The 15,824-nt window shown below is 64.9% G+C and carries 17 protein-coding genes, 1 tRNA gene and 1 pseudogene; 6 read left to right on the forward strand and 13 right to left on the reverse strand.

Annotation, left to right across the window (positions count from 1 at the left end):
• Positions 1-34 precede the first annotated feature (34 nt).
• Together N6C22_RS11285 and N6C22_RS11290 are read right to left on the reverse strand one after the other, a co-directional pair.
• Positions 35-757, reverse strand: a complete 723-nt coding sequence (locus N6C22_RS11285; protein ID WP_261651211.1) for an SDR family oxidoreductase — start codon at positions 755-757, stop codon at positions 35-37.
• Between the two features lie 294 nt (positions 758-1,051).
• The gene (locus N6C22_RS11290; RefSeq protein ID WP_261651212.1) at positions 1,052-1,906 is read right to left on the reverse strand and encodes a hypothetical protein; all 855 of its coding nucleotides are present in this window, start codon (positions 1,904-1,906) and stop codon (positions 1,052-1,054) included.
• Between the two features lie 252 nt (positions 1,907-2,158).
• Between N6C22_RS11290 and N6C22_RS11295 the strand changes: the two genes are divergently transcribed.
• On the forward strand, positions 2,159-2,839 hold the full coding sequence (locus tag N6C22_RS11295; protein ID WP_261651213.1) for a hypothetical protein: 681 nt from the start codon (positions 2,159-2,161) through the stop codon (positions 2,837-2,839).
• 33 nt (positions 2,840-2,872) lie between these two features.
• On the opposite strand, the gene trxA is transcribed toward N6C22_RS11295, so the two are convergent.
• Positions 2,873-3,259 carry a thioredoxin gene (trxA, locus tag N6C22_RS11300; RefSeq protein WP_261651214.1) on the reverse strand — a complete coding sequence of 129 codons (387 nt, stop codon included), beginning with the start codon at positions 3,257-3,259 and terminating at the stop codon, positions 2,873-2,875.
• 153 nt (positions 3,260-3,412) lie between these two features.
• Here trxA and N6C22_RS11305 point away from each other — a divergent pair, with 153 nt between their 5' ends.
• From N6C22_RS11305 to N6C22_RS11315, 3 genes are all read left to right on the forward strand, one after another.
• The gene (locus N6C22_RS11305) at positions 3,413-5,608 is read left to right on the forward strand and encodes a hypothetical protein (RefSeq protein ID WP_261651215.1); all 2,196 of its coding nucleotides are present in this window, start codon (positions 3,413-3,415) and stop codon (positions 5,606-5,608) included.
• 61 nt (positions 5,609-5,669) lie between these two features.
• Positions 5,670-6,068, forward strand: coding sequence for a thioesterase family protein (locus N6C22_RS11310; RefSeq protein ID WP_261651216.1), 399 nt, complete (start codon positions 5,670-5,672; stop codon positions 6,066-6,068).
• A 70-nt stretch (positions 6,069-6,138) separates the two neighbouring features.
• Positions 6,139-6,882, forward strand: coding sequence for a ribonuclease H-like domain-containing protein (locus N6C22_RS11315; protein ID WP_261651217.1), 744 nt, complete (start codon positions 6,139-6,141; stop codon positions 6,880-6,882).
• A gap of 10 nt (positions 6,883-6,892) precedes the next feature.
• On the opposite strand, the gene N6C22_RS11320 is transcribed toward N6C22_RS11315, so the two are convergent.
• Entirely contained in the window at positions 6,893-7,333 is a 441-nt protein-coding gene (locus N6C22_RS11320) for a TIGR00725 family protein (protein WP_261651218.1), read from the reverse strand.
• 32 nt (positions 7,334-7,365) lie between these two features.
• Complete coding sequence (locus N6C22_RS11325; RefSeq protein WP_261651219.1) at positions 7,366-7,818, reverse strand: helix-turn-helix domain-containing protein; 453 nt, start codon at positions 7,816-7,818, stop codon at positions 7,366-7,368.
• Between the two features lie 330 nt (positions 7,819-8,148).
• On the opposite strand from N6C22_RS11325, the gene N6C22_RS11330 reads away from it, so the two are divergent.
• The gene (locus N6C22_RS11330) at positions 8,149-9,048 is read left to right on the forward strand and encodes a hypothetical protein (protein ID WP_261651220.1); all 900 of its coding nucleotides are present in this window, start codon (positions 8,149-8,151) and stop codon (positions 9,046-9,048) included.
• 19 nt (positions 9,049-9,067) lie between these two features.
• On the opposite strand, the gene N6C22_RS11335 is transcribed toward N6C22_RS11330, so the two are convergent.
• Complete coding sequence (locus tag N6C22_RS11335) at positions 9,068-9,466, reverse strand: co-chaperone YbbN (protein ID WP_261651221.1); 399 nt, start codon at positions 9,464-9,466, stop codon at positions 9,068-9,070.
• A gap of 189 nt (positions 9,467-9,655) precedes the next feature.
• Between N6C22_RS11335 and N6C22_RS11340 the strand changes: the two genes are divergently transcribed.
• Positions 9,656-10,909 (forward strand): M20 family metallopeptidase, encoded by a 1,254-nt coding sequence (locus tag N6C22_RS11340; protein WP_261651222.1) that lies wholly within the window; start codon positions 9,656-9,658, stop codon positions 10,907-10,909.
• A 30-nt stretch (positions 10,910-10,939) separates the two neighbouring features.
• Here N6C22_RS11340 and N6C22_RS11345 read toward each other — a convergent pair whose 3' ends face one another.
• The 7 genes and pseudogenes from N6C22_RS11345 to pgk all read right to left on the reverse strand — a co-directional run bounded on the left by N6C22_RS11345 (position 10,940) and on the right by pgk (position 15,667).
• Positions 10,940-11,167 carry a hypothetical protein gene (locus N6C22_RS11345; protein WP_261651223.1) on the reverse strand — a complete coding sequence of 76 codons (228 nt, stop codon included), beginning with the start codon at positions 11,165-11,167 and terminating at the stop codon, positions 10,940-10,942.
• A 72-nt stretch (positions 11,168-11,239) separates the two neighbouring features.
• Entirely contained in the window at positions 11,240-11,773 is a 534-nt protein-coding gene (locus tag N6C22_RS11350; RefSeq protein WP_261651224.1) for a PQQ-like beta-propeller repeat protein, read from the reverse strand.
• Positions 11,774-11,812: 39 nt separating this feature from the next.
• Positions 11,813-12,553, reverse strand: a pseudogene (locus N6C22_RS21190) (PQQ-binding-like beta-propeller repeat protein); the annotation flags it as partial.
• Between the two features lie 68 nt (positions 12,554-12,621).
• Positions 12,622-13,626, reverse strand: coding sequence for a PrsW family intramembrane metalloprotease (locus N6C22_RS11355; protein ID WP_261651225.1), 1,005 nt, complete (start codon positions 13,624-13,626; stop codon positions 12,622-12,624).
• A gap of 263 nt (positions 13,627-13,889) precedes the next feature.
• Positions 13,890-13,963: transfer RNA gene (locus tag N6C22_RS11360), tRNA-Thr, on the reverse strand.
• A gap of 14 nt (positions 13,964-13,977) precedes the next feature.
• Positions 13,978-14,466, reverse strand: coding sequence for an N-acetyltransferase (locus tag N6C22_RS11365; protein ID WP_261651226.1), 489 nt, complete (start codon positions 14,464-14,466; stop codon positions 13,978-13,980).
• Entirely contained in the window at positions 14,456-15,667 is a 1,212-nt protein-coding gene (gene pgk / locus N6C22_RS11370) for a phosphoglycerate kinase (protein WP_261651227.1), read from the reverse strand. Before pgk ends, N6C22_RS11365 begins: the two co-directional genes overlap by 11 nt.
• Between the last annotated feature and the right edge of the window lie 157 nt (positions 15,668-15,824).

The following is a 15,824-nucleotide window of genomic DNA, read 5'->3' on the forward strand; positions in this document are numbered from 1 at the left end:
GTCGAGGCATCCTGGACACCACTCGGCTGCACGACTACTTCTGTACGAACGTCGGTTGCGGGACCTGCCAGTCGATATCGACGAGCCGCCGCGGGGTTCCGCGAGCGCCCCGGCGGCTCACTATCTCGAAGGTGCGGTTCTCGCTCTCCGGCGTGAACAGCGCGGCAGCCATAATCTCGGCCACGTCCCTGCGAGGGATGGTCCCAGAGACGGTGTCGCCGCCCTCGCCGACGAGTACGTCACCCCGCGCAGGCGCGTTGGTCAGTCCGCCGGGTCGCAGGATGGTGTACGCCAGTCCGGACTGGCGCAGGTGTCGCTCGGAACGGTCCTTCGCGTCCAGCACCCGGCCGAGGAGCAGTCTGAACGGGAACGGCATCTTGGGCTCCGAGGTGCCGACACCGATGGACGACTCGTAGACGAACCGCTCGACACCCGCCTCGGCAGCCGCATCGACGAGGTTGATGACGCCCTCGCCGTCGACGAGGTCACCGCCGAAGAACAGCTTCGGCCCCGGCGCGGTCCCGACGGCACAGACGACCGCATCGACCCCCTCGACGGCCATCGCGGCGTCGTCGGGGTACAGCAGGTCGCCGACCACGACTTCGTCTGCGCCCTGGATTCGAAGGGTCTCGACCGTCTGTGGCGAGCGAGTGAGCGCGCGGACCCTTATGCCCGCATCGAGGAGTACGTCGAGGAGTTCGCGGCCGGTTCCGCCGCTCGCACCGGCGACGAGGACAGTCAGCTCTGCTGGGTTCATACCACTATAGACGGTCTCCTGGGGTATCTGGTTTGTGCGCGCACAGTACGGGTCGCAGGTCGCACACGCTACCGGACGCGACCGGTGCAGGTCAGGTAGAGACCAGTTCGGTGACGAACTTCGTGGTGACGTACTCCAGCAGGTCCAGCACGTCTGCGATGCCTGCCTGCTCGGAGACGACCGCCGGAATCCCGATATCGCCGGAGAGTAGTCGCCCGGACTCAGCCTCGAGGAGTAGTCGCCCGGACTCGGACTCCAGGGCGGTCTACAGCAGCGACAGCGTCAGCATCAGCATCAGCGGTTTTCGTCACCCTCGTCGGAGCTCCCGCCGTCGGGTGAGTCGTCGGTATCTGTGGTGTCGCCCCCGTCGGCGTCGTTGTTTTGGGCTGCGTCGTCAGGATGGACTGCGTCGTCGGGGTGGGAGGAACTGTCGGCTCCGGTGTCCTCCCCATCGGCGGTCGCTTCGTCGTCGTCGTTCCCGTACCGTTCTTTCAGCGTCTCGAGTTCGGCGTCGACGTCTATCTCGATAGGTTCGTCCGTCTCGTCTGTGTCAGCGTCCTTCGCCTCGTCTTCACCGGCGGATTCCGTCCCGTCGTGGACGTCGGCTGCGTCCGTGGAGTCACCGCCGTCCCTGCGCGAATCGTACTCGTCGAGCGAGTGGTCCTCGCGTCGAGCCCCGCTAATCTCGCGCTGTATCTCCTCACGCAGCGACCGGGCTTCTTCGAGGATGCCCGCGGCCGTCTCGTTCTCGGGGAGTTCGGTGCCTTCGAGGACGGACTGGAGCTCGGTCAGGGCGTCGCTGACCCGGCTCAGGGTCTCGCGGCTGACGGATTCCGCGCGGGAGCGTGCAGAGTCACCGGCTTTCCGGCCGCGCTCGCTGGCCCGGCGACCGCCCTCTGCGAGCCGGATGGCCCGCTGGAGCGCCTCGAGGAGCTTGATGTTGGTCTCGAGGATGGCGATGGTAGCAGGGATGGCGACCTCGTCCGCGAACTCCATGAACTCCCGCGGTGTGGGGGGCCGAGGGATACCGAGCGGGCCGCGGGGAGGACGTGGGCCGCGGCGGTCGAGTTCGGCACGTAACTCGCGGAGTTCTCGGGCGAGCGCTGCAGCGTCGTCTGCCAGCTCGCGGTCGTCCGGGGAATCGCTCATACCCTCCCGTTCTCGCGTAAGCGACAAAAACTGCACGACAGGCGACCCCGGCCCACGGAGTACCGCGTTTCGCGCAGTGACATCGGCGAGACAGGTCGAACGGGCCGATTCGTCGCAGAAGATGACACTGGTCCAACATTGTTGGAAGTCCGGATAGCATCTAGAAACGCGGGGGTTCGGACGATGACGGGTTATTATCCTAAACCGCCAGCCACAATATTTATTATATACTATTTCGTCTTTTGTGAAAGAATGAGGACCGAGCACGGTGGGGGCGTCCCGGAGTCCACGGCGTTCGCCCAGACACTGTCGGCGCTCAAGGAGGACGGGAGCAGCATCCTCCTGGTCGGTCGCACGAGTTCGCAGGCACACAAGGGTGCCTGCCGCCGACTCATGGGCGACGACGGCGACGAGCCACGCCAGCGCCTCTACGTGTATACCCTCGACAACGAGAGCTGCGGCCACGGGCCGGACGCCACCACCGTCGGCAGCACGAAACTCGTCAGCCAGGTGACCGAGGACGGCACCTCGTCCAGCCCTGCAGTCGGCCCGGACGTGGACGAGACCATCGTCCGCCCGGAGCTCCTGAGTACGCTCGGCACCGAGGTCATCGATGCCATCGACGACCTCGCCGAGGACGACCCCACACCGGGGGAGTTGCGACTCTGTTTCGACTCGGTCACACCGCTCCTTCGCGAACACAAATCACAGAACGTCTTCCGCCTTCTCCACATGGTCACGTCCCGAATCAGGCAGGAGCAAGGGATGGGTCACTTCCACCTGCCACTCGACCGTGACAGCGACTACGTCAGGTTACTCGAACCCCTGTTCGATGCCGTCGTCGAGGTCCGCCGCGACGAGGAGACCGAGACGCTCGAACAACGCTGGCACCTCCGGGACCGCGACGCCGACAGCGGCTGGATTCCACTCTGAGCCGGCGAAGTTGCACGGGGGGCCGGGAGCTGCTTACGCGTTCGCTTCGATGAGGTCGACGAGCGCCGACTTCTCCTGCACGCCGACGAGTCGCTCGACGAGTTCGCCGTCAGCGTAGAGGAACAGCGTCGGAACGCCGCGGATACCCTCTCCCTGGGCGAGCGACTGGAGTTCGTCGATGTCGACCTTGGCGACCACACCGGCGGTCTCCTCGGCGATCTCGGCGACGATCGGCTCCAGCATCTTGCACGGGCCACACCAGTCGGCGTAGAAGTCCACGAGGACCACGTCGTGCTCGGCGACCAGCTCCTGCAGGTGGCTCTCGCTCTCGACGTGAACCGGTTCCGACGGCGACCCGACGTCACGCGACTCCTCGGTATTTCCGGCTTGAACGTCTTCGTGGCCATCAGATTCACTCATACCCCGTGCTAAGCAGAGTCGTGGTATAACCGTTTCTCGCGGTGTCGGTGGGGTCGCACGACCGTTCGCAGGTGTCCTTTATGTACGTTACAGCGCTCGATATCGAGCGAACCACTATGTCGAGACTCCTCGTACGCGTGATAAGAAGTACCTATGGTCGAAGCCTCGGTGGAGCTGTTGGCGAGTATCGCCGTCACCGTCCTCCTCATGCTGGTCTTCCTCGGCGTCGTGGTAGCCTGGGACATCGCCCTGGCCCTGCGTGACGTCGCAGAGAAGATCGATTCGCTGGAAGACGACGTGGACGAAGACCTCGGAAAGGTGGACGGGACACTCACCCGCATCCACGACCGGATGAGCGAGGTCGCCGCCGCCCAGCAGAAGCAGTTCGAGGGGGCGCGGAGTGCCCAGTCGGAGTACCCGCAGGGGGCTGAGTACCCACAGGGCGACCTCCGCGGTGTCGCGGGCCGGCAGAACGCCCAGCAGAACACTCCGCACGGGCAGACGATGAACCCACAGTCTCCGTTCGGGGCTCGGTCGAACACTCGGGCTTCCGGCTCGGGCAGAACCCACAACCCAATCGGGGTCGGAGCCCCCAGCCGACGATCGGCCGGTGCCTCAGTGGGTCGGACTGGGAAGTCACAGTGGTCACCGGACGGCCCCATCGGCAGCTTCCAGATAGCCGACCGAACCATGACGCGGAAGGAAGCGGACTCTCACGGTCTCGACGCGTCGACGGTGGGCGACGTGAGTTCTGAAGACGGGGCAGACGAAGCCGAGGACGACGCGGAGGAGGCAGACGATGCGGAGGAAGCAGACGACGCAGCCACCGAGGCCGACACCGACGGCGAGGAGGACGACGATTCGGTCTCGACCGAGGACAGGTCTGGCGAGGATGACGGCCCTGCCGAGGATGGGTCTGTAGCTGGTAATTCCGACGACGAAGGTGCCGCGAATGACTCTGCAATCGAGAACCCTGCGGAGGTCTCCGACGGTGAATCCAGTGAGGCCCCCGGTGCCGACGTGACCGACCGAGCCGAGGGAGCAGTCAGCGGGCTCGAAGCGGGCAGCGATGCGGCCGAAGCAGGAGAAGACAGCGGCGAGACTGCGGTCGCGACCGACGGGGACGTCGCTGCCAGTGACGCCGGTGACGCCAGTGACGCCGGTGACGCTGAGGTCGATGCGGTAGTCGGTGACGCTGGTGACACGGAAGAAGCCGACGACGACGGCGAAACCCAGCGAGACTCGTCGGAGGGAGAGGCAGCAGGAGAAGGGCCAGCAGAGGACGGCGATGCCGTGGCCGACACCGACGACGATTCTCCCGAAGAGATACAGCCCGACCGTTCGGCCGCCAGAGCAGTCCAGAACTTCGGCCAAGATGCACGGACGAACCGGCGGTTCGGTCGTGAGCAGACCGGAGCACAGGCTGTCCAGTCCGGCAGGCAGGACACGCCAGACGGAGTAGACTCCGCAGAGACCGACGCACCGACTGCTGGTGAGGACCCCACCGACGACACCGACGACGTAGAAACGCAACTCGACTCGCAGGAGCCTCCAGCCACTCCATCCGACGACGATTCGAACGTCGGTCGCTTCGAAACCGACGCCGAGGAACCGTGGTACCGGACCACGCTGACCCATCTAGGGACGGCTGACACGGACGAGGAAACGCGAGTGGAGGACGGTGGCGACACCGAACCGGAGGAGTCAGTCGACGCAGCCGACGATTCCGGGACGACGCGTGCGTCGTCCGACGGCGGGACCGTGGCAGCAAGCGATGGTGTCGAATCGGTCGAGGCCGCCGCAGCGACGGTACTGACGGAGGCCGACACGGGCGAGAGCGATGAGACTGACGTGCCCACCGAGACCGATTCGACTCCCGATTCGGAACCCGAGGAAACGACCGACGACGCGGGCGACCGGGGCATCGCAGACCTCGTCAACCAGGAGCTCACCTCGTTGACCCAGGAGGTCGGGGGGACCAGCATCTCACCGGACGTGAGCGAGCTGCCCCTCCAGCAGGCGACAGCGGAACTCGACGACACCAGCTACGCCTTCCCGCTCTCTGGGCAGGCGTTCGGGGTCACCGCCACGGCCGAGCGAGAGGTCGTGACCCTCCGGTTCACGCCCGAGGACGAGCTGGAAGTCGAGGGTGCGCGAGAGCGACTCCTTCGGTACCAGCTCCGGAACTACCTCGATGATGCGGACACCGGGCACGCCGAGGTGCTCGTGGACGACGGCGACCTGGTACTAGAGATACCCGGTGCGACCCCGGAATCGCTGGATAGCTGGGTCGACGCGATGATACAGATCGTCGACCGGACGCTGTACCTGACCGGCAGCGACGACTGAACGGCATGTCGCGGTCGTCCGGTTCCGAAAGGCCGAGGTACCCTGACGGCGGAGGGCCGGTATGCGCGAGGACCCCTTCGTCGTCGATATCGATATGCGGTACAACGACGTGGACCTGCTGGGCCACGTGAACAACGCTATCTACGTGAGCTATCTCGAGGAGGCGCGGGTGGAGTACCTCCCCGAAGTACTGGGCGACACCGACGCGCTCGACGGTGTCATCGCCAACCTGGAGATCGACTACCACCGGCCCATCACGCTGGAGGACGACGTCGAGGTCGCCATCGCCATCACCGAGGTCGGCAACTCGACGCTGCACTTCGAGTACGAGGTCCGTGCGTCGGGCAAGGTCGCCGCGACCGCGACGACGGTGCAGGTCGCCTACGACGCCGAGGCCGAGGAATCCCGTGAACTTCCCGAGGCGTGGAAGCAGCGCGTCCGCGAGTTCGAGGGACTCTGAGCAGGGGCAAGGGTCGGTCAGCTGCCACACGGAACGACAGGTTTTCGGCGGCCCCAGCCGAGGTTCGCCTGTGCGAATCGAGAACAGTTTCATCCCGGTTCGGGGTGTGGGCGAGCAGACGGAGCGAAAGCTGTGGCGGTCGGGCGTGACCCACTGGGACGACTTCGACGGGTCGGTCGTCGGGCCGACGACGGCGGACCGAATCGAGGCGTTCATCGACGAGGCGAGGGACCGGCTGGCACGCGAGGACACCCGTTTCTTCGGGGAGGCGTTCCCCAACCAGGAGAGCTGGCGGCTCTACGAGAACTTCCGTGACCGGACCTGCTTCTTCGACATCGAGACCACCGGCCTGTCGAAGGAACGCGACCGTGTGACGACCGTCTCGTTCCACCAGGGCGACGAGACCACGACGCTGGTCCAGGGCGACGACCTGACCGCCGAGACCCTCAGTGAGCAGTTCGAAGACGCCGCGCTGATGGCGACGTTCAACGGCGCGCGCTTCGACGTGCCGTTCCTCGAGACCTCCTTCGACGTGGACCTCGACCTGCCCCACATCGACCTCATGTACCCGTGTAAGCGCATCGGGCTCGATGGCGGGCTGAAGACCATCGAGAAGGACGTGGGAATCGCCCGTGACGGCCCGGACATCTCGGGACGCGATGCGGTCCGGCTCTGGAACGAGTACGAGCGCGGGAGCCAGGAGGCGCTCGACACGCTCGTCGAGTACAACCGCGACGACACCCGGAACCTCCAGACGCTGATGGACATCGTCTCGGACTCGCTCCACGCGGACGTGTTCGAGGCGGAGCAGTAGAAGAGAGCGATTACCGGTTCGATTCGACGTACGCGACCGCTTCTTCGGCCGTCTCAACCTCGTCGAGGCCCGGGACATCGTGCGTGTTCAGGCCGACGACCGGACGGTCGTACACCTTCGAGAGGGCGATCTCCGAGAGGGTCCCCCACGCCCCGTCGATGGCGATGACGGCGTCACCGTTCATCGCGACCAGCGAGTTCCGGGCGTGGCCCATCCCGGTCGCGATGGGGATGTCGATGTAGGCGTTCGCGCCGTCGTAGTTCTCGCCGGGCAGGATGCCGATGGTCGTGCCGCCGCCGTTGTTCGCACCCTCGGCGACGGCGCGCATCACACCGGTCAGCCCGCCACAGATGACCGTGTGGCCCCGCTGGCCGAGGCGGTAGCCGACCTCCTCGGCGATGTCGTACGATTCGTCCGCGACAGAACTCCCACCGATGACGCTGACTCGCATACCCGAGACGCTGCGGTGGAGTACTACGACTGTTACGAAAGACAGGCGCAGTCGACCGATTCTGGGTCACAGACCGCGGCACTGGAGTTCGATTCACACGCATCGCCGTCCCGGCACGCGTCCGTGGGACACTCGACCTGCTCCGTCGCGGCTTCCAGGCTCCGGAGCGCGGTTGCCACGTGTTCCCCGCCCGTGGTGAGTCGATACGACGTCGATGGCGGCGAGGTGGCCTGGACACGACGTTCCACCAGCCCCGAGCACTGCAGTTCGTCGAGCCGCCGCGAGAGCATGGTCGCGGTCATCCCCTCGAGTTCGGATTCCAGCTCGGAGAACCCGCGCGGGCCGTCGTCCAGCAGGCGGACCACGTGGAACGACCACTTGCGCCCGAGCAGCTGTCGGATGGCGTGCCAGCGCGTCTCCCAGTCGACACCGATCGGCGGCGACTCGTCCCGGGAGACCGCCGGTTCGCCGTCTCTGTCGTCCATGTCTCCCCTGTACGCTTCGTGCCCACAAAATGGGTGGTGCCGACTTTCGGCGGCGATAGTTCGGACCAGATTGGGGAGTCTGCAGCCCTGTTTACGCCGATTCGGCGCCATCGTCGAACTGTATGGTACGACCCAACTGTAACTGCTGTTGCGAGACAGTGTCGAACTGCTGTTCGACATCGACCGACGACTGCTGTTCCCCGACCATCGTGGTGATTCCAGCGGGGTGCTGTCGGCCTGCCGACGCCGACGCCACCGCCTGCTGCTGTCGCAGTACCGACTGACGAAAGCATCGTTGACTTTATCTGTTTTCTTTCAAACCGTAATCATATGGGAGCTATCGCAGCTGCGAAACACGCCGGACAGTCGTTGATACGGAATCCGGTCATCTTCGTGGCGACGCTCGGTCTCGCGCTCGTCCAGGTCCCCCAGCAGGTCCTCCAGTACAGTGGGCTCACCATCGCCGGGTCGCTGTACAGCTTCGCGACGCTTGCGATCGCACCGCTGTTCACCGCCGGCATCCTCTCGATGGCGTACGAGGGGATGGACGACAGCACCTCGCTTGGGACGTTCGTCGATGGTGTCAGGGAGCACTATCTGACGCTGTTTCTCTCGACGGTGCTGTACTCGGCCATCTTCGTCGCGGTCGGTATCGCGGCGATGTTCCTCGCGCTGTTCGTCGGCGTGTTCGCGTTCGGCGTGAGTGCCGCGGCCGGGAGTGCAGGGCTCGTCGGCCTGGGTCTCTTCGTCGTGTTCGTCGCCGTCATCGCCCTCGCCATAATCGCCCTCTCGATGGTGCTCCAGTTCTACGCGCCGGCGGTCGTCGTCGACGACGCCGATATCGGCGAGTCGTTCAAACGAAGCTATCGGTTCGCGACGGACAACCTGGCCAGTGTCGTCGGGTTCTCCATCATCAAGGCGATTCCCGGCCTGTTCGCAGGGGGTGCGGCCGTCGCGCTGGTGCTCACCCGCTACTACGAACAGCTGGCTGGCGAGGGATTCGCCGGTGCCCCTGCCACGACGGGGGCGACGATGGGGGCGGGGGCGCTCTACAGTGGGCTCTCGGTCACGACGTTCGTGGCCATCGTGGTGTTGGGTATCGCCTCGACCGTCCTGCTCAGTGCGTTCACCCAGACGTATCTGGTGACCTTCTACGTCGAACAGACCGACAGGGAGCAGCGTGGTGTTCGCGGGTACGAGGAGGAGTACGACCTGCCGTCCGGCTACTGAGCAGCGTTTCCCGGACGATTCAGGCCGCGGCTTCGACCGCGGCGACGAGTTCGCTCTTGTCCTTCAGGCCGACGAGGCGCTGGACCGGTTCGCCGTCTTTGAACACGAGCATGTTGGGGATGCTCTGGACGCCGAACTGTCCGGCGAGCTGTTGCTGCTGGTCGACGTTCACCTTGAGCACCGCGGCGTCGGTCTCGGCGGCGACCTCTCCGATGAACTCGCCGAGCGCGATACACGGGCCACACCAGTCGGCGTAGAAGTCCACGAGGGCCACGTCGTACGTGTCGACGAGTTCCTGGAAGTGGTCAGGGCTGTCGACCTGCACCGGTTCGTCCGGGGACTCTGCGCCGTCCTGCTCGGAGATGAGCTGTTCTCGTTTCGATTCGCGGATATCATCGAGTTCGTCGGTGGACGTCATTACAGACTGAAGTACGACCCGAGGGTACAAAACGGTTTTGGGAATTTGAAACAATACTACCCTACCGAGACAGTCCGAAGAAGGCTAACGGGCACGAAAAAGAAATTGGTTGTGCCCATCTCTAGCAATACTTTTGGTGCTCTCGGGCGTACAGTCACGCATGGGTAGACGATACACTGGTGGTCTGGGATGACGGCAGCCGCCGACGCGGTGGTCGCAGCGGCCACCGACACCGACCCGCTGGTCGACCGTGCGCTCGACCTGCTGGCGTTCGAGACACAGAATCCGCCCGGGGAGACCGCCGCACTGGTCGACCATCTCGAGGAGTTCTTTGCAGACCTGGGCTACCGGACGACACAAGTCGTCGCCGACCCCGCGAAGCCGAACCTGCTCGCGACCCTGCCCGGCGCGACCGACACGACGCTCTGCTACATGGGCCACGTCGACACCGTCCCGTTCGACCCCCACGACTGGACCCGGGACCCGCTCGGCGAGTACGACGACGTGGAGCAGCGTATCTACGGCCGCGGCGCGACCGACATGAAGGGGCCGCTCGCGGCCATGCTGGAGACTGCTCGGGCCTTCGCCGAGGCCGACGCGGACCCACCCGTCACGCTCCAGTTCGCCGTGGTCAGCGACGAGGAGACCGGCGGTCACGCCGGGGTTCGCGCAATGGTCGAACGTGACGCCATCGCGGCCGACGGCTGCATCATCGGCGAGACGACCTGCGAGAACGGCCGGCACTCCGTCACGGTCGCCGACAAGGGGAGCATCTGGCTCACGCTCGCCGCCTCCGGCGACGCGGCCCACGGCTCGCGCCCGATGTTCGGAACCAACGCCATCGATCGGCTCTACAGCGCCATCACCGACCTGCGACGCTATCTCTGTACCGTCACCTTCGAGACCGACCCCGAAGTCACAGACGTGGTCGAGGAGTCGGTCGAGTACTACACGCCGAGCCTCGGTGCTGATACCGCCGCGAACCTGTTCGCCCATCCGACCTGCAACCTCGGGACCATCGAGGGCGGCGAAGCCATCAACACGGTACCCGAGAACGCCCGGGCGAAACTCGACGTGCGACTCTCACCCGGTGTCGATACCTCGGCCGTCATCGAGACCATACGGGCCCGGCTGGACGACCACGAGGGCGTCGTGGTCGCCGACTGCGACTGGAGCGTCGGGAGCTTCACGCCGACCTCGGACCCGCTGGTTCCCGCGGTCGCCGAGACCGCCGAAGCCGTGACCCAAACCCGCGTGTTCCGGCGCTCGGCGACGGGTGGCGGCGACGCGAAGAAGCTCCGCAACGCGGGGATTCCCACGCTCGAGTTCGCCCTCGGGACCGACACGGTCCACGGCGTCGACGAGTTCACGACCGTCGCGGCGTTGCGGGGGAACGCAGAGATCTACGCTCGGGCGGCCTTTGCATTCGCCGAACGGCTGTAGTCGCGGAACGAGTGTAGCCTCAGAACGGTTCTAGCTCTGGCTCTCGCCTTCGGCGTCGGTGCCGATGGCCTGATCGCTGTCGCCGCGCACAGCTTCCCAGAGGAACAGCCCCGAGACGATAGCGAAGACGAAGCCGACCGTCTGGAGGAGGTACGTCCAGGGGCCACCCGCCGTCACGCCGAGGACGAGCAGCGATAGCAGGAACGTGATGGCGATGAGCCACCGTCGAATCGAGTAGAGGAGGGCGTCGGTTTGCACAGGTCGAGTTTCGGACACTAGCGTGTCAATGTTTTGCCTCCAGGTCGTGGCAACCGTTGGCATCTGACAGCCTCATTTTCCTGTGAGGGCCCAGACATCACCGTCCCGTGTCCCGACTAGCACCGTCCCGTCGACCACGGTCGGTGTGTTCGTCCAGGACGAGAAGACCTGTGTCCAGCGCTGTTTTCCATCGCTGGCACGGATGCAGTGGACAGTACTGCTTCGCCCACCCAGATACACGGAGCCATCAGCGACCGTCGGGGGAGAAACGACCCACCCTGCCGTCTCGTATCGCCACTGCTCGCTGCCGTCGTCGGTCGACAGTGCGTGGATTGCTTGCGTCTCTCTGGGAGCGACGTAGACACTGCCGTCGGCGACGACGGGTGCCTGGGTCGAACTGACCCGGCCCGGAAGGCTCCGTCGCCATTGCTGTGTCCCATCGGCTGCATCGATGGCGTAGAGCGTCGGGTCACCGCTCCCGCCTGCCAGACCGGACATCGCATAGACGGTCCCATCCGCATACGACGGATGGCCGGTTGGACCATCGAACGTCCACTTCGTCCCGCCGGTCACCTTGTCGAGCGCGACGATCCGGGCCTCCATCATACTGCCAGCGAACAGGGTATCATCGTTGGCTGCGAGTGCAGGAGCCGCAATCTTTCGAGACCAGCTGACGGAACCGTCCGTCCTGTTGACGGCGAATACCGTCCCACGTCCGAGATACACCGTGTCTTCGTCGACTACTGGTGTCGTATGGATATTTCGGCTAGCCTGCTGGAATACCCATTCTTCTTCGCCGGTCTCTGCGTTCAGGGCGTATAGAAACCCACCTGAGCCCTCAGCAAAAACCGTCCCGTCAGCCACCGTCGGGGTGCACTTTCGCCGGGGATCTGACACTGTCGCGGTTGCGTCGTCATTAGAGAACCGCCACTGCTCCTTGCCAGTACTGGCGTCCAACCCGTAGACACGACCGTCCTGACTGGAACAATAGACCATCCCATCAGCAACGACAGGGTTGAAATTCGACCACTCCTGTTTCTCGCTCTCCGCCGTCGAGAACCGCCAGGCTGGTTTCACACCAGCTGTCGGGCCAGTCGTGGACTGGTGGTAGCCGTCGTTGCCGTTGTTGTACTGGAACTGTGGCCATCCTCCGTCGATGGAGAGCGACTGGTACGTCTTCGTCGACGTATCGGAGGTACCGGAGTCGGGACTGTCGGTCTCCTTCGACTCGGTGGCTGTCGCACTCTCGGTTGTCGTCTCAGAGATTGTCTGCGTTGACTCGGTCGCTGTCCTGCTGGTCGTGGTTTCGGACCCACCGGATCGAAGTCGAAGACACCCTGTCGAAAGCCCCATCGCACCCACAGTCAAGAATCGTCTCCTTCGCATTGTGTCAATACTCTTGAAACAGATACAATAAACTACTGGGGGCGGAACGGTGTCGTCTTGCCACCGAATCAGGCACTGCTCGGGCGTTCGGTCTCACCCTCGGCCTCGCCTCCTGCCTCGTCCCCGATTCGCAGCGCCTCGTGGTACGCGTCCTGGTACCGTGAGAGCTTCCGGAACAGCACCGTCAACAGGACGCCGTCGTACACCAAGATGAACGCGACGAACACCGGCAAACCGAACGGGATGACCCGCGGGAGGTACGACACCAGCGTGTTGTAGAGGCCGTGGACGAGCGCGGCGATGAGCAGGCCCTTCACCACGATCGGACCGCGGTTCTCCGGGTTGAACTTCGCCAGCCCGAGGTAGTACCCGGCGAACGCCGAGTAGATGACGTGGCCCGGCCCGGCGAGCAGGCGGACGCTCGCGATGTTGATGGTCGACGGGACGACGTTCACCCCGACCGACGCCACCTCCAGGTACACACGCGTGATGTAGATGGCGTTCTCGATGGTCGCGAACCCGAGGCCGGCGACCGCACCGTACACTGCACCATCGATGACCGCGTGAAACTCGATGCTCCGGAAGGCGTACAGCCGGACCGCGAGCCACTTCACCAGCTCCTCGACCGGACCGACCACGAGGAAGAAGTAGAGTGCGAGTCCGACGACCGGAATCAGCCCGAACAGTCCGCTGAGAGCCGTGTTGACGATGGCTGCGAACCCGGCGAACAATACCCCGAGGACGAACGTCATCACCAGCGAGCGCAGCGATTGTCTGAGTGTCGGGTCGTCGTACCAGATGTACCCGACGAGCAAGGCCGCCGGCACGACCGACAGGAGCGTCAACCCGCCCAGCAGGGGGTTCCGGACGACGGCGAACCCGGTGAGTGCGAGCTGTGCGACGATGATGAGCACCGCCGTGAACACGAGCAAGAGCCGCGAACTCATCTTCAACAGGCCGGTGAGCCGAACCGAGACCGTATCGAGCAGTGTCCGTTCGTCCCAGGTCGCGATGTCGTAGAGGTCGCGACTGCGCCCCATGACCCGTTCGATGGGGTCTTGTCCCTCAGTCATACCCACGAATTCTGCGACCGGTCGTATAATAGTGTGTGACGGCTCCACATTCGCCGGATGGTGTGACCGTCAACTCTTCGCCCTAAGGAGGCCTCGGAGTGATGAGCCAGGAGTGGGAGTTCGAACCACGGTCGCTGCGCTTGCGCTTCGTTCACGGCTTCGCCGTTCACACACGCGGTTCTCGCGCTGCTCGAACCGCGCTATCGCTCCCTGATTCGAATCCCACCGTCAGCTCTTCGTTCTCACTAGCGTTCGAACAGAAGAGCCAGGAGTGGGATTCGAACCCACGAAGTCTCGATTACAAGTCGAGTGCATGAACCGCCCATGCTCTCCTGGCAGGCGTTCCGTACGTCAGTCGTGGCCCTTCGGGTTAGTATCACTTTCGACTCCGACTCGCTTTTCCATGACGACGCGGTGGTCGTGATAGCCTGCCCGCTCGTAGAATTCGCGGGCCTCGGTGTTCTTCGCCATCACCTCAAGTTGGACGACGTCCGCGCCGCGCTCGCGGAGTTGTTCTTCGGCGGCGTCGAGCAACGCCGACCCGCGCCCTGCCCCGCGGTACTCGGGGACGACGTAGAGGTTCTGGATGACCCCGCGAGTCACATCGACCTCGAGGTCAGCGCTGGTTCGCTCGAACATCACGAAACCGACGATGCGGTCGTCGACCCGGTCGACCAGTACGTCGCCGTCGACGATGTGGTGGGCGAAGTGCTGGGAGAGGAGGTCGCGGTTCGCATCGGGGAGAATGGCGCTCCCGTGGGGCCGTTGTTCGGTCGCGAGGGCGACCCACTGGTCGGTGAGGGTGTCGAGGTCGGTGAGCGTCGCGGGCTCAATCGTCATGCGAACGCCGGAGGGCCTCGACGGCCGGGAGTTCCCCGTCCGTGAGCATCCGGAGACACGCACCGCCACCGGTCGAGAAGTGGCCGAAACGTTCCTCGAGCCCGAACTTGCGGATGGCGGCTGCGGTGTCGCCACCGCCGACGATACTGTCCGGCACGCCCCCGGCGGCCGCGTACAGCTCACGGGTCCCGTACTCGAACAGGGGTTCCTCGAACACGCCCGCGGGCCCGTTCAGGATGACCGTTTCGGCGTCCTCGAGGATGGAACGGTACACCTTGAGCGTCCCCTCGCCGATGTCCATGGCCGCTTCACCGGGATTGCCCGGGAGGGCGTTCATGCCTATCTCGCGGCGCTCTCCGTCCCGTTCGACGGCCACGTCCTGTGGGAACCGGATGCGGTCGCCGTGGGCGTCGAGCAGGTCGGCGGCACGGTCGATCTCGTCCCAGTAGCCCTGGTCCATGATGAACTCCATGCTGGTGTCGCCGAGGTCGACGCCGTCGGCCGCGAGGAAGACGTTACCGACGACACCGGCGGTCAGCACGGTGTCTGCGAGGTCGTTCTCCAGGACGGACCAGGCCACGTCGATGGAATCGGGGACCTTCGCGCCCCCGAGCACGTACACGCGTGGGCGGTCAGTCGATTCGATGTCACCGAGCACGTCGAGTTCGCGCTCCATCACGCGCCCGGCGTAGCTCGGGAGTCGTTCAGGGAACCCGACGAGCGACGGCTGCGAGCGGTGTGCGGCCGCGAACGCGTCGTTGACGTAGGCGTCGAGGACCGGGACCAGCCCCTCGACGAGGTGGGTCTGGCTCGCTTTCGCGGGGTCGAACTCCATGTACTCCTCGGCGTAGAAACGGGTGTTCTCGAGGACCACGGCCTCGCCCGAATCGAGGGCGGTGACGGCGTCGCGAGCCGCCGACGAGAAGGTGGCGTCGACGTACGAAACGGGGTAGTCGAGCATCTCGTCCAGGCGCTCGGCGTGCGCCGCGAGCGTCTCGAAGTCGTCCCCACCGGGGCGACCCTGGTGGGCGAGGATGGCGAGACGAGCGCCGCGCTCGAGGAGCTCCGACAGCGTCTCTTCGTGGGCCTGGAGCCGCGCGTCGTCGGCCAGGCCACCGTCGGACAGCGGACTATTGATATCGACCCGTACCCCGACCCGACGGTCGGCGACCGTGAGGTCATCGAGGGTCCCTACCGGCATGTGTCGGGATGTGCGGGGGCCGGTGAAAGAGTTTTCTTTGTCGGCCGAATCACGTCGCCCCTTGTGATTCATACTAACATTTGCCACACGTACAGGAACACCCAATATCGACCGACAACGGTGACTCCTGCGGTCATTATGTACGCGTATGAACGGG

Source organism: Haloarchaeobius sp. HME9146 (assembly GCF_025399835.1).
Taxonomy (GTDB): domain Archaea; phylum Halobacteriota; class Halobacteria; order Halobacteriales; family Natrialbaceae; genus Haloarchaeobius.